Origin of the sequence: Cellulomonas sp., from assembly GCF_035634735.1 — a bacterium.
Classification (GTDB): Bacteria; Actinomycetota; Actinomycetes; order Actinomycetales; family Cellulomonadaceae; genus Cellulomonas.
Genome location: NZ_DASQCJ010000041.1, coordinates 14885 through 27376, shown reverse-complemented (window position 1 = coordinate 27376; position 12492 = coordinate 14885). Strand labels below are relative to the sequence as shown.

Genomic DNA, 12492 nt, shown 5'->3' with positions numbered 1-12492 from the left:
CCCGCGGGGCCCCGGCGCGCCCTAGCCTGAGCACCCCGTCCACCGACGAAGGTGCAGGTCAGCCGTGCCCCAGCCCTCCGCGCACACCCCCGCGCAGCCGCCCGTCGGCGCCGGCCGTTCCGTGCACACCGTCGACGACGTCCTGGCCCTGATGGACCTGCTGTTCGCCGAGCGCGCCGACCGGTGGACCGACCGCGGCGGCGCCGACTTCTGGGACCGGTTCTACGCCGACCGGGACCGCCCGGTGCCGTTCTTCCGCTGGGCGCCGGACGAGAGCCTGGTCGCCTGGGCCGCCGACGGCCGGCTGCCGCTCGGCCCCGGCACCCGCGTGCTCGAGCTCGGTTGCGGCCCCGGCCGGAACGCCGTCTGGCTCGCGCAGCAGGGCTGCACGGTGGACGCGCTCGACCTGTCCGCGACCGCCGTCGCCTGGGGCGCCGAGCGCGCCGCCGAGGCCGGGGTGGACGTGCGGTTCGCGCGCGCGGACATCTTCGCGTGGCGGCCGCCCGCCGAGCCCTACGACCTGGTCTACGACTCCGGCTGCTTCCACCACCTGCCGCCGCACCGCCGGGTGTCCTACCGCGCGCTCCTCGAGCGCACCGTGCGGCCCGGCGGCCGGTTCGGGATCGCGTGCTTCGCGGCGGGCGACGGCGGCCACGACGACCGCGGCGGCACCGGGGCCGACGACGTCGACCTGTACCGGGAGGGCGGCCTGGGCGGCGGGCTGGCCTACCGCGCCGAGGACCTGCGCCGGGCGTTCGGCTGGCTCGCGGAGGTCGAGCTGCGCCGGATGCGCCCGGCCGCGGGGCCGGGCGCCGCGTTCGGCGAGGACTTCCTCTGGGCGGGCCTGTTCCGCCGCTGAACGGGCGGGCGGGCGCGCCGCGGCTCCGTCAGCCCCGGTCGCCCGACCCCGGGGCGTCCTCGGGCGGCGTGCCGCGCTGCGTGGCCTGGTCCTGCGCCTTGGTCAGCTCGTCGACGACCAGCAGGTCCCGGCGCACCTTGCCCGTGCGGTAGCCCGCGCGGCCGACCAGGTGCGCGGCGACGGGCGCCGTCAGCATCTGGAACAGCGCGACCAGCACCAGCGCCCACACGGCCGCGCCGGAGCGCAGCCGGAGCGACAGGCCGATCAGCACGAGGATCAGGCCGAGCACCTGCGGCTTCGTCCCGGCGTGCATCCGGGACAGCAGGTCGGGGAACCGCAGCACGCCGACGCCGGCGGCGAGCGCGAGCAGCGCCCCGCCGATCAGGCAGATCGAGGCCACGACGTCGGCGACGACGTTCCAGTCCCAGCTCATCGGTCGCTCCCCTCGCCGTGCTCGCCCGGACCGTGCTCGCCCGGCCCGTGCTCGTCCACGTGCGGGTCGTCGCCGTGCTCGCGCCGGTCCTCGTCGGGCACGACCTCGGCCCGGCGGGCCTCGTCCCCGTGCGCGGCGTGCTCCGCGCGCACCTCGGCGGGGTCCGTCGCGGGCCGGGGCGCGTCGGTGGCGGCGTTCTCGGCCTCCCGGGCCCGGCGCGCACGACGGCGCTGCTCGGCCTCGTCCTCCGCGCGGATCCGCTCGGCCTCCTCGGCGGCGATCTCCTCGCGGGTGCGGACCCGGCCCTCGCCCGCGGGCTCGACGGACGCGAACCGCGCGATCGTCGTGGAGCCGACGAAGCCGACGAGGGACAGCACCACGAGGATCGGCACCACGTCGGTGCGCCGCTCGGCGGAGGCGTACAGCGCGACGGCCGCGACCACGACGGTCACGATGATGTCGAGCGCGACCGTGCGGTCGAGCATCGACGGCCCGCGCTCGGCGCGGATCAGCGCGAGGATCCCCGCGGCCGTGAGCAGCACCGCGCAGGTCAGCAGGACGGCGGTCACGCGCGCACCTCCCGGCGTCGGGACGGGCGCCCGCCGGGCAGCAGGCCCGCCTCGCGGAGCTCGTCGTCGGAGGCGAAGGCCCGCAGCACCCGCTCCTCCTGGTCCAGCACGTTCTGCCGGGCGCGCTCGACGCCGCCGGACTGCTCGACGTCGAGGACGTGCAGGTAGAGCATCCCGGTGAGCCGGTGCGCCTCGACGACCAGCGAGCCCGGCACGAGCGAGCAGAGCTCGGCCGTCATCGTCAGGTACAGGTCGGAGTGGTTCCGCAGCTGGACCCCGATCACGGCGCCGCGCGGGGTGTGCCGCGGGCGGAACGCCACCCACGACACCTCGACGGACGCGTGCACCAGGTCCCAGGCGAACCGGCCGACCAGCACGAGCAGCGGCCAGGGCCGGACGGTGCCGTGGAAGTCGATCGGCGTCATGCGCAGCAGGCCGGTGACCGCCACCGCGATCAGGGCGCCGGCCAGGACGTTGCCGACGGACAGGTCGCCCCAGAGCAGGACCCAGACGACGACCAGCCAGACCATGGTCGGCCACTGGGCCGCCAGCTTCTTGCGGCGCGGGTGCAGGCTCACGCGTCGTCACCCCCGTGCGCCACGTCGACGGACTCCCCGGAGCCGCGGCCGCCCTCCGGCAGCACCGACTGGATGTACACCGACCGGTCGGCCAGCGCCCCGGCGGCGCGCTCGGCGTAGCCGTAGAGCGGGCCGGCCCCGACGGTCAGCGCGAGGCCGAGCACCACGAGCGCGGCGGCGGAGCCGACCATGCCCTTCGGCAGCGTGGCGTCGGGCAGCGGCTCGGGCGGGGTCTGCCAGAACGCCTTGTTCCACGCCTTGATGAGCGCGTACAGCGTGAGCAGCGAGGTGGCCACGCCGCCGACGACCAGGGTCAGCGCGAGCCAGGACCCGTCGGCGACGCCGGCCTGCAGCAGCCCGACCTTGCCGAGGAACCCGGACAGCGGCGGGATGCCGCCGAGGTTCATCGCGGGGATGAAGAACAGGATGGCGAGCACCGGCGCGAGCTTGGCCAGGCCGCCGAGCGAGTCGAGGGACGTCGACCCGCCCCGGCGTTCGATGAGGCCCGCGACCAGGAACAGCCCGGTCTGCACGATGATGTGGTGCGCGACGTAGTAGATCGAGGCGGACCAGCCGGCCTCCGAGGCGAGCGCGATGCCGAACAGCATGTAGCCGATGTGGCTGACCAGCGTGAACGACAGCAGACGCTTGAGGTCGTCCTGCGCCACCGCGCCGAGGATGCCGACCACCATCGTGGCGAGCGCGGCCCACATGAGGACGTCGTCCATCCGGCCCTCGGGGAACAGCAGGGTCTGGGTGCGGATGATCGCGTAGACGCCGACCTTGGTGAGCAGGCCGGCGAACACCGCCGTGACCGGCGCGGGCGCCGTCGGGTAGGAGTCGGGCAGCCAGGCGGACAGCGGGAAGATCGCCGCCTTGATGCCGAACGCGAGCAGCAGCAGCACCTGGAGCAGCAGCCGCACGCCGGGGTCGATCTCCGGAAGGCGCTCGGCGAGCTGCGCGAGGTTGACCGTGCCGGCGGCGGCGTAGGTCAGCGCGATCGCGATGAGGAACAGCAGCGAGGACAGCAGCGCCACGACCACGTAGATGCTGCCGGCGCGGATGCGCTCGCCGGTGCCGCCGAGGGTCAGCAGCACGTACGAGGCGGCCAGCAGGATCTCGAAGCCGACGTAGATGTTGAACAGGTCGCCGCTGAGGAACGCGTTCGCGACGCCCGCGGCCAGGATCAGGTAGGTCGGGTGGTAGATCGAGACCGGGGCGGCCTCGTCGCCGTCGGCCTCGCCCTGGGCCAGCGAGTACAGCTGGACGCACAGCGTGACCGCGGCGGAGACCGTGAGCATGAGGGCCGACAGCCGGTCGGCCACCAGGTCGATGCCGACGGGGGCGGCCCAGCCGCCGATGTCGACCACCAGCGGGCCGTCGTCCGCGAGGACCAGGAGCGTCGCGGCGACGACGAGCACGATGCTCAGCGCGATGACGCTGATGATCCGCTGCAGCCGGGGCCGCCGGTACAGGGCCAGCGCGAGGCCGGCGCCGAACAGCGGGACGACGACGGGCAGCGGCACCAGCCAGGTGTACTCGGTCATCGGCTGCCCTCCCCGCGGTCGTCGGTCGGTCGGTGGTGCGTCCCGGCGGCGCCCGCGGCGCCGGCCGGCGACGGTTCGCCCTCGTCGGTCTCGTCGCGGGTCTCCGCGGCCTCCTCGTCGAGGGTGGTCGTCGACTCCTCGGTGTCGTCGTCCGCGAAGGCGCGCTCGTCGCGGGCGGCGAGCCGGGCGATGCGGCGGTCCTCGACGTCGTCCTGCACCTCGTCGTGCCGGTGCAGCTGCCAGGACCGGTAGGCCATCGCGAGCAGGAACGCCGTCATGCCGAGCGTGATGACGATGGCGGTGAGCACCATGGCCTGCGGCAGCGGGTCGGCCATCTCCCGCTCGAGCTCCAGGCCGACCAGCGGCGGCCGGCCGGCAGCGCCGCCCGCGACGAGGAACAGCAGGTTCGCGCCGTTGCCGATGAGGATCACCCCGATCAGCACCCGGGACAGGCTGCGCTCGAGCAGCAGGTACACGCCCGCGGTCACCAGGACGACGATGAGGCCGACCAGGACGAGGTTGGGGCTCATGTCGATCATCGCGGTCCCTCCTCGTCGTGGTGGCGGTGCTCCACCAGGCCGGCCGCCACCGCGTCCACCCGGATCTCCTCGGCCGGCTCGGCGTCGCCGCCCACGGCCTCGGGGTCGCCGTCCTGCTCGGCCTGCCGGTCGATCTCGGCGCCGAGGCTGCGCAGGATGTCGAGCACCAGGCCGACGACCACCAGGTAGACGCCGACGTCGAAGAACAGCGACGTGACCAGGTGGATGTCCCCGATCAGCGGGAGCGAGACGTCGATGATCCAGGACTGCAGGACGGTGCCGCCGAAGATCAGCGCGCCCAGGCCGACACCGGCCGACAGGAACAGGCCGCTGCCCAGCAGCAGGCCGGGCTGGACCGGGGCCGCCTCGCCGAGCTCGTACCGGCCGCCCGCCAGGTAGCGCACGATCAGCGCGATGCCCGTGACGAGGCCCGCCGCGAACCCGCCGCCCGGGGCGTTGTGCCCGGAGAACAGCAGGAACAGCGAGTACACGATCATCGTGTGGAACAGCAGCCGGACCACGACCTCGAACACCACGGACCGGCGGCGCGGGGCCAGGGTCCGGCCCGCGCGCAGCCACTCGCGCGGCTGGTAGCCGGCGCGCGCCGCGACGGGCTTGCGCAGCGCGGCCTGCGGGTCGTCCTCGCTGCCCCACACCGCGCGGTGCTCGGGGGCGTCGCCGGCGCGGAAGATCGCGCCCGACCGCTTGCGGAGGAACACGAGCGAGGCGACGCCGGTGGCCGCGACCAGCAGCACCGAGATCTCGCCCATGGTGTCCCAGGCGCGGATGTCGACCAGCGTCACGTTGACGATGTTCTTGCCGCCGCCGAACGAGTACGCCTCCTCGGCGAAGTCGACCGACACCGGGATGTGGATGCGGGCGCTCGGCACGATCAGCGCGAGCGCGCCGACGGTCAGGCCCACCGACAGCGCGACGACGAGGCGGACCCAGCGGGACGCCACCAGCGGCCGGTCGGAGAAGTACGGCGGGAGCCGGCGCATCACCAGCACGAACACCACGAGCGTCACGGTCTCGACCAGCACCTGGGTCAGCGCGAGGTCGGGCGCGCCCTGGAGCAGGAACAGCGCCGCGATGCCGTAGCCGGAGACGCCGAGCAGGATCACGGCCTTGAGCCGGCGGCGCGCGCGGGCGACCAGCACGGCCGCCACCGCGACGAACCCGCCGATGACGAGCTGCGCGGGCCGGTCCCAGGCGCGGGTCTCGGTCGGCAGCGAGGTGAACCGGACCAGCGGCACGCCGACGGTCACGACGAACACCACGAGGATGCCGCCCAGGTAGAACGGCAGCGAACCGCGCTGGGTGATCGCGGTGACGTCCGCGGCCAGGTCGTCGAGCTTGCGCATGAACCGGCGGTAGACGCGGTCCGCCTCCGGCACGTGCGGCACCGCGGCCTGCGCGGCCTCGACCGGACCGCGCGCCAGGAAGAGCAGCACGCCGACCGCGAGCACGGCGACCGTGATCGCCAGCGTCGGGGTGAAGCCGCCCCAGAGCAGCAGGTGGCCGGGCTCGCCCTCGGGGTACAGGTCGGCCTGCGGGGCGAGCAGCTCCTCGCCGAACGACGGCACCAGCGCGACCGCGAGGCCCAGGACGGCGAGCAGCAGCGCGGGCCACACCAGCAGCAGCGACGGGCGGCCGACGGCGGCGGGCTCGGCGCGGTCGTCGTCCGCGGGGGCGTCGAGCTCGGGGACGCTGCGCTCGTCGCGCGCGCCCGGCTCGTCCTTCGCGGCCCTCGCCTCGCGGGCGATCGTGAGCGCCTTGACCGCGGCGGGCGACAGCACCGGCTTGGTGGCGAACGCGCCCCACCACAGCCGCAGGCCGTACGCGACGGTCAGGGCCGAGCCCACCGCGACGAGCACGAGCACGACGAGGTCGAGGGGGTGGCCGCCGTGGCCCAGCGCCTCGAGCGCGGCCTCCTTCGCGACGTACCCGGCGAACGGCGGGGCGCCGATCATCGACAGCGTGGCGAGGCCGCCGGCGAGCGCGGTGATCGGCAGCGCGCGGCCGACGCCGGACAGCCGGCGCAGGTCGCGGGTGCCGGTCGCGGCGTCGACGACGCCGACCACGAGGAACAGCGCGGCCTTGAACATGGCGTGCGCGCCGACCAGGGCCAGGCCCGCGAGCGCGGTCGCCTTGGTGCCGTAGCCGACCAGCAGCACGATGAGGCCGAGCTGGCTGACGGTGCCGAACGCGAGGATCAGCTTGAGGTCGTGCTGGCGCAGCGCCCGGTAGCCGCCGAGCAGCAGCGTGCCGCCGCCGAGCGCGACGACCATCCAGCGCCAGGCCGACAGCTCGGCGTACGCCGGGGCGAACCGCGCCACCAGGTAGACGCCGGCCTTCACCATCGCGGCGGCGTGCAGGTACGCGGACACCGGCGTCGGCGCGGCCATCGCGGCCGGCAGCCAGAAGTGGGTCGGGACGAGCGCGGCCTTGCTCATCGCGCCGACCAGCAGGCAGACCACGGCGGCCGTCACCATCGCGCCGTGCGGCGGGTCGGCGAGCGTCTCGGAGATCCGGTACGTGCCGGCGGCCTCGCCCAGCAGGATCACGCCGACGAGCATCGTCAGGCCGCCCGCGGTGGTCACCACGATGGCCTGCATCGCGGCCCGGCGGCTGGCCTTGCGCTCGTGGTAGTGCCCGATGAGCAGGTAGGAGAAGACCGTGGTCAGCTCCCAGAACACGAACAGCAGCAGCGTGTCGTCGGCGGTGACCAGGCCGAGCATCGCGCCGGCGAACGCCACCAGCACCGCGCTGAACCGGCCGAGGCCGCTCGCGCCCGCCTTGAAGTAGGCGGAGCAGTACACCAGGACGATCGCGCCGACGCCGCCGACCAGCAGCGTCATCAGCCAGGACAGCGTGTCCAGCCGGAACGCCAGCTCCAGGCCGAGCCCGGGGATCCACTGCACCACCTGCGTGGGTCCGTCGCCGTCCAGCACGCGGCCGGTGAGGGAGAGCGCCCACACCGCCACCGCGGCGGGCGCGAGCGCGAGCACCCAGAACGCCCTGCGGCCGATCCACGCGACGAGCGCGGGCGCGACCAGGGCAGCGACGAGGTGCACCGCGAGGAGCTGCAGCACGTCCGCTCCGTCCTGTCGTGGGCGGGTGGTCGGTCGGTCGGTCGCGCCGACCCGGTGCCCACGGTGGCCCTGAGGCGCGCCCGCGGCGGTTCGACGACTGTGGTGTTGTCAGCGGGCAGGTACAGGGACGCACGGCGACGCGGCGCACGCAAGCGTGCGGAGGCCGACCGTGGTCGAGGGATTACCTGGACTCTATCAAGTGATGGCCCAGCACGACGGGGCCGCACGGCGTGCGGGACCTCACCCGGGACCTCCGGAGGCGGGGCCGGCGACCCCGGGCGATTAGCGTGATCGCGTGGACCTGCTGCGGATGACCTGCCTCGTCGTAGTGCTCGCGGCCACCGTCGCCGGGGTCGCGACGTTCGCTCTCGGCGCACGCCGGCTCACCCGGACCATCCGCGTCGGCCGGCCCGCGCCGGGCCGGCTGCGGCCGGTCGGGCGGCGCGCGTGGCTCGTCGTGCGCGAGATGGCCGGGCACGGCCGGTTCCAGCACACCCCGGTGGTCCGCGCCGCCCACTGGGTCGTCATGGTGTCGTTCCCCGTCCTGTTCTTCACGCTGGTCGCCGGGTACGCGCAGGTGGTCGACCCGCGGTGGGCGCTGCCGCTGCTCGGGCACCTGGCGCCGTGGGAGTGGCTGACCGAGGGGATCGCCTGGCTGTCGCTCGCCGGGATCCTCGCGCTGATCGCGGTCCGGGTGCGCCGGACCCCGCGGGGGCTGCCGGCGATGCCCGCCCGGGCCGTCGCCGCCGTCGGGGCGGGGACCGGGGACGGGTCCGGCCCGGTGCCCGACCCGGGCGCGCTGCCCCAGCGGCGGTCCCGGTTCTTCGGGTCGAGCACCGCGCAGGCGGTCGTGGTCGAGGCGACCGTGCTGCTGGTCGTGCTGGCGGTGCTGCTGCTCCGCGGCCTCGAGCACGAGCTCGCGGCGCGGGACGGCTCGGCCCTGGCGAGCGCCTGGCACTTCCCCACCACCGCCTGGATCGGCGGGCTGTGGTCCGGGGCGCCGACCGGCGCGGTCGAGGCGGCCGTCGTGCTGTGCGCGACCGTGAAGATCCTGGTGTCGATGGCGTGGTTCGTCGTCGTCGGCCTGCAGCCCACGATGGGCGTCGCCTGGCACCGGTTCCTCGCGGTGCTGAACGTCTACGCGCGACGGTCGGCGTCGGGGGCGCCGGCGCTCGGCCCGCTGCAGCCGGTGCGGGTCGGCGACCGGGACCTCGACGTCGCCGCGCTGGAGGACCTGCCGGACGACGCCCGGCTCGGCGCCCGCGCCGTGGAGGACCTGACCTGGAAGCAGCTGCTGGACGTGTCGACCTGCACCGAGTGCGGGCGGTGCCAGGACCAGTGCCCGGCGTGGGCCACCGGCAAGCCGCTGTCCCCCAAGCTGCTGACGCTGGCCCTCCGGGACCACGCGGCCGCGACCGCGCCGTACCTGCGGGCCGCGCGGGGCGGCGCCGAGGCCGAGCCGGGCCACGTGGACGTCGACCTGGTGGCCTCCGGCGTGATCGACGCGGACGCGCTCTGGGCGTGCACCACCTGCGGCGCCTGCGTGCAGCAGTGCCCCGTCGACATCGAGCACGTCGACACGATCGTCGACATCCGCCGGTACCAGACCCTCATGGAGTCGGCGTTCCCCGCGGAGCTGGGCGGGACGTTCACGAAGCTCGAGCGCCGCGGCAACCCGTGGGGCCTGCCCGCCCGGCAGCGGCTGGACTGGGCGAAGGGGCTGCCGTTCGACGTGCCCGTGGTCGGCGCGGACGTCGCGAGCGCCGCCGAGGTCGACTACCTGTTCTGGGTCGGCTGCGCGGGGGCGTACGAGGAGAGGGCGAGGCGCACGACCCGGGCGGTGGCCGAGCTGCTGCACACCGCGGGCGTCTCGTTCGCGGTGCTGGGCGACGGCGAGGGCTGCACCGGCGACCCGGCCCGGCGCGCCGGCAACGAGGTGCTCTACCAGATGCTCGCCTCCGCCAACGTGGAGACGCTCGCCGCCGCGGAGGCGCGCGCGGTCGTCGTGACCTGCGCGCACTGCTTCAACACGCTGGCCCGGGAGTACCCGCAGCTCGGCGGCCGGTACGACGTGGTGCACCACACCGAGCTGCTGGACCGGCTGGTCGGCGAGGGCCGGCTGACGCCGGTGGCGGCGCCGGAGGCCGCGCCGCAGCGCGTGACCTACCACGACCCCTGCTACCTCGGCCGGCACAACGAGGTCTACGAGCCCCCGCGCGAGCTGCTCGGCGCGCTGCCCGGGGTCGAGGCCGTCGAGATGCCGCGCAGCCGGGAGCGGTCGTTCTGCTGCGGGGCCGGCGGCGCGCGGATGTGGCTCGAGGAGTCGATCGGCACCCGGATCGGGACCGCCCGGGCGGCGGAGGCGATCGCGACGGGCGCCGACGTCGTGGCGACCGCGTGCCCCTACTGCACGGTGATGCTGACGGACGGCGTGGCGGCGGCGGGAGCGGCCTCGGGCGCGGTGCCGGACGTCGACCGCGCGGCGGTCGGCGTCCCGGAGGTCACCGACATCGCCCTGCTCCTCCTGGACCGCGTCCGCGCCGCCCGCTGACCGCCCGCGCTCCGCCCCCGCCGAGATGGCAACTCTCGGCTGCGCCGAGCCCCCCGCGTACAGCCGAGAGTTGCCATCTCGCCGAGACCACATCGCGTCTGCGCGCGGAAGGTGCGGGGCGTCAGAGCGCCGTCGCGCGGCGCAGGGTCACGAACGAGACGACCGCCGCGCCCACCGCTACGACCGCGCCGACCGCCGCCGCGTGCTGCGTGCCCGCGTCGAACGCCAGGCGCGCGGACTCCAGCAGCGCCTCGCCGGTGCCCCCGCCGACCTCGCCGGCCACCCGCGACGCCCCGCCGAGGGTCTCCCCCGCGGCGTGCGCCTGGTCGGCGGTCAGCGTCCCGGGGAGCGCGACCCGGGCCCGGTAGGTCGCGTTGAGCACCGAGCCGAGGATCGCGACGCCCAGCGTGGTGCCGAGCTCGTAGGCGGTCTCGGAGATCGCGGACGCGGCGCCGGCCTTCTCCGGCGGGACCGCGGTGGTGATCTGGTCGTTGGTCAGCGTCTCGGCCAGGCCGACGCCCAGGCCCATGATCACGAACGTCACCGCGACCGTCACCGGCGTGGGCACGTCCCCGACCAGCGTCAGGACGCCGTAGCCGACCGCCGCGAGCAGGAAGCTCGACCCGATCAGCACGCCCGGCCGGACGTACCGCACCAGCCGGACGGCGAGCAGGCCGGCGGTCACGGACGCGGCCAGCCCGGGCACCAGCACCAGGCCCGCGTCCATCGGGCTGAGCCCGGCGGCGAGCTGCAGGAACTGCGACACGATCACCAGCAGCCCGGAGAAGCCGAGCACCGACAGCAGGTTGGCCGACACCGCGCCGGAGAACACCGGGTTGGTGAACAGCCGCACGTCGAGCATGGGCGACGGCAGGCGGCGCTGCCGGCGGACGAACGCCCACCCGGCCGCGAGGCCCACGAGCACGGCGCCCGCGGTCGCCGGCGTCAGGCCGTGCTCGCCCGAGGCGATGATCGCGTAGACCAGCGGCAGCATCGTGGCGAGCGCCAGCACGCTGCTCCACGGGTCGAGCGGGCCCGGGGCGGGGTCCTTCGACTCCGGCACCAGCGCCGCGGCGAGCGGCAGCAGCACGAGCAGCACCGGCACGTTGAGCAGGAACACCGATCCCCACCAGAAGTGGGTGAGCAGCGCGCCGCCGACGATCGGGCCGAGCGCGGCGCCGCCGGCGAAGCCGGACGCCCAGATCGCGATGGCCAGCCGGCGCTGCGCGCGGTCGAGGAACACGTTCCGGATCAGCGACAGCGTGGAGGGCATCAGCGTCGCGCCGAACAGGCCGAGGGCGGCGCGCGCCGCGATCAGCATCGCCGGGCTGGTCGACCACGCCGCCAGCAGCGAGACGACCGCGAAGCCGGTCGCGCCGATCATCAGCAGCCGCTTGCGCCCGACCCGGTCGCCGAGGCTGCCCATCGGCACCAGCAGGCCCGCGAGCACCAGCGGGTACGCGTCGACGATCCACAGCAGCTCCGACCCCGAGGCGCCGAGCGCGGCGGTGATCGACGGCAGCGCGAAGCTCAGCACCGTGTTGTCCACGGAGATGAGCAGCACGGGGAGCATGAGCACGACCAGCACCGCCCAGGGGCGGACGGGGCGGCCGCGGTGCTGGAGCGGCGCGGGGACGGCGGCCGTGGGACCGGCGGCCGTGGGACCGGCGGCGGCGGGACCGGTGGTGACCGGGGCGGACATGACGCGACCTCGTTCGTTCGGGGAATCGGCGGCTACTGTACCGTCTGGACGGTAAAGCGTCATGGCCGGTACGGTCATTCCCATGTCCGCGACCCGCGACCGCCTCCTCGACGCGTTCGAGGGCCTGCTGATCGCGCACGGGCCCCGCGCCGCCACCCTCGACGCCGTCGCCGCCGCGGCCGAGGTGTCGAAGGGCGGGCTGCTCTACCACTTCCCCAGCAAGGCCGCGCTGGTGCAGGCGCAGCGCGAGCGGCTGGCGGAGCTCGGCCGGGCGGACGTCGCCGCGATGCGCGCCGCCCCCGAGGGCGCGGCGGAGTACTACCTCCGGGAGTCGCAGCAGTCCGGCGGGCCGCTCGACCGGGCGCTGATCGCGTTCGCCCGGCTCGCCGAGGAGGCGGGCGACGACGCCACGGCCGTGCTCGACGACCTGCGGCGGCACTGGTTCGAGGCGCTGGCCGACGAGCTCGGGGACCCGGCTCTCGCGCACGTGGTCCAGCTGGTCGGCGACGGCATGTACTACAACGCGGTCACCGGGGTGCGGGACGACACCGCGCTCGCCGACGCCCGGGCCGTGCTCGGCCGGCTGCGCGCGCGCGCCTGACGCGCTCGGCGCCGTCCG

At 75.2% G+C, this 12492-nt stretch carries 10 protein-coding genes; 3 read left to right on the top strand and 7 right to left on the bottom strand.

The genetic code is table 11. From position 1 onward, the window contains the following. Nucleotides 1-64: 64 nt before the first annotated feature. Entirely contained in the window at nucleotides 65-859 is a 795-nt protein-coding gene (locus VER05_RS03635) for a class I SAM-dependent methyltransferase (RefSeq protein WP_324844033.1), read from the top strand. A gap of 28 nt (nucleotides 860-887) precedes the next feature. Here the strand turns inward: VER05_RS03635 and mnhG are convergent, their stop codons facing one another. Genes mnhG through VER05_RS03605 form a run of 6 tightly spaced genes read right to left on the bottom strand, consistent with a single transcriptional unit; the run spans nucleotide 888 to nucleotide 7620 of the window. Beyond that, the gene (gene mnhG / locus VER05_RS03630) at nucleotides 888-1292 is read right to left on the bottom strand and encodes a monovalent cation/H(+) antiporter subunit G (RefSeq protein ID WP_324844032.1); all 405 of its coding nucleotides are present in this window, start codon (nucleotides 1290-1292) and stop codon (nucleotides 888-890) included. Beyond that, nucleotides 1289-1861: a monovalent cation/H+ antiporter complex subunit F gene (locus VER05_RS03625; RefSeq protein ID WP_324844031.1), complete on the bottom strand. Its 573-nt coding sequence runs from the start codon at nucleotides 1859-1861 to the stop codon at nucleotides 1289-1291. The genes mnhG and VER05_RS03625 overlap by 4 nt, the downstream gene beginning before the upstream one ends. After that, a complete protein-coding gene (locus VER05_RS03620) occupies nucleotides 1858-2439 on the bottom strand; it encodes a Na+/H+ antiporter subunit E (protein WP_324844030.1) in 582 nt (193 codons plus the stop codon). The genes VER05_RS03625 and VER05_RS03620 overlap by 4 nt, the downstream gene beginning before the upstream one ends. Continuing rightward, nucleotides 2436-3986 (bottom strand): Na+/H+ antiporter subunit D, encoded by a 1551-nt coding sequence (locus VER05_RS03615; RefSeq protein ID WP_147795228.1) that lies wholly within the window; start codon nucleotides 3984-3986, stop codon nucleotides 2436-2438. The genes VER05_RS03620 and VER05_RS03615 overlap by 4 nt, the downstream gene beginning before the upstream one ends. Beyond that, complete coding sequence (locus VER05_RS03610) at nucleotides 3983-4525, bottom strand: Na(+)/H(+) antiporter subunit C (RefSeq protein WP_324844029.1); 543 nt, start codon at nucleotides 4523-4525, stop codon at nucleotides 3983-3985. The genes VER05_RS03615 and VER05_RS03610 overlap by 4 nt, the downstream gene beginning before the upstream one ends. Next, nucleotides 4522-7620, bottom strand: a complete 3099-nt coding sequence (locus tag VER05_RS03605) for a Na+/H+ antiporter subunit A (protein WP_324844028.1) — start codon at nucleotides 7618-7620, stop codon at nucleotides 4522-4524. The genes VER05_RS03610 and VER05_RS03605 overlap by 4 nt, the downstream gene beginning before the upstream one ends. 310 nt (nucleotides 7621-7930) lie before the next feature. On the opposite strand from VER05_RS03605, the gene VER05_RS03600 reads away from it, so the two are divergent. Next, nucleotides 7931-10171: a (Fe-S)-binding protein gene (locus VER05_RS03600; protein ID WP_414647544.1), complete on the top strand. Its 2241-nt coding sequence runs from the start codon at nucleotides 7931-7933 to the stop codon at nucleotides 10169-10171. A 121-nt stretch (nucleotides 10172-10292) separates the two neighbouring features. On the opposite strand, the gene VER05_RS03595 is transcribed toward VER05_RS03600, so the two are convergent. Further along, nucleotides 10293-11873, bottom strand: coding sequence for an MFS transporter (locus tag VER05_RS03595; protein ID WP_324844026.1), 1581 nt, complete (start codon nucleotides 11871-11873; stop codon nucleotides 10293-10295). Between the two features lie 82 nt (nucleotides 11874-11955). Here VER05_RS03595 and VER05_RS03590 point away from each other — a divergent pair, with 82 nt between their 5' ends. Further along, entirely contained in the window at nucleotides 11956-12474 is a 519-nt protein-coding gene (locus VER05_RS03590) for a TetR family transcriptional regulator (RefSeq protein ID WP_324844025.1), read from the top strand. Nucleotides 12475-12492 lie beyond the last annotated feature (18 nt).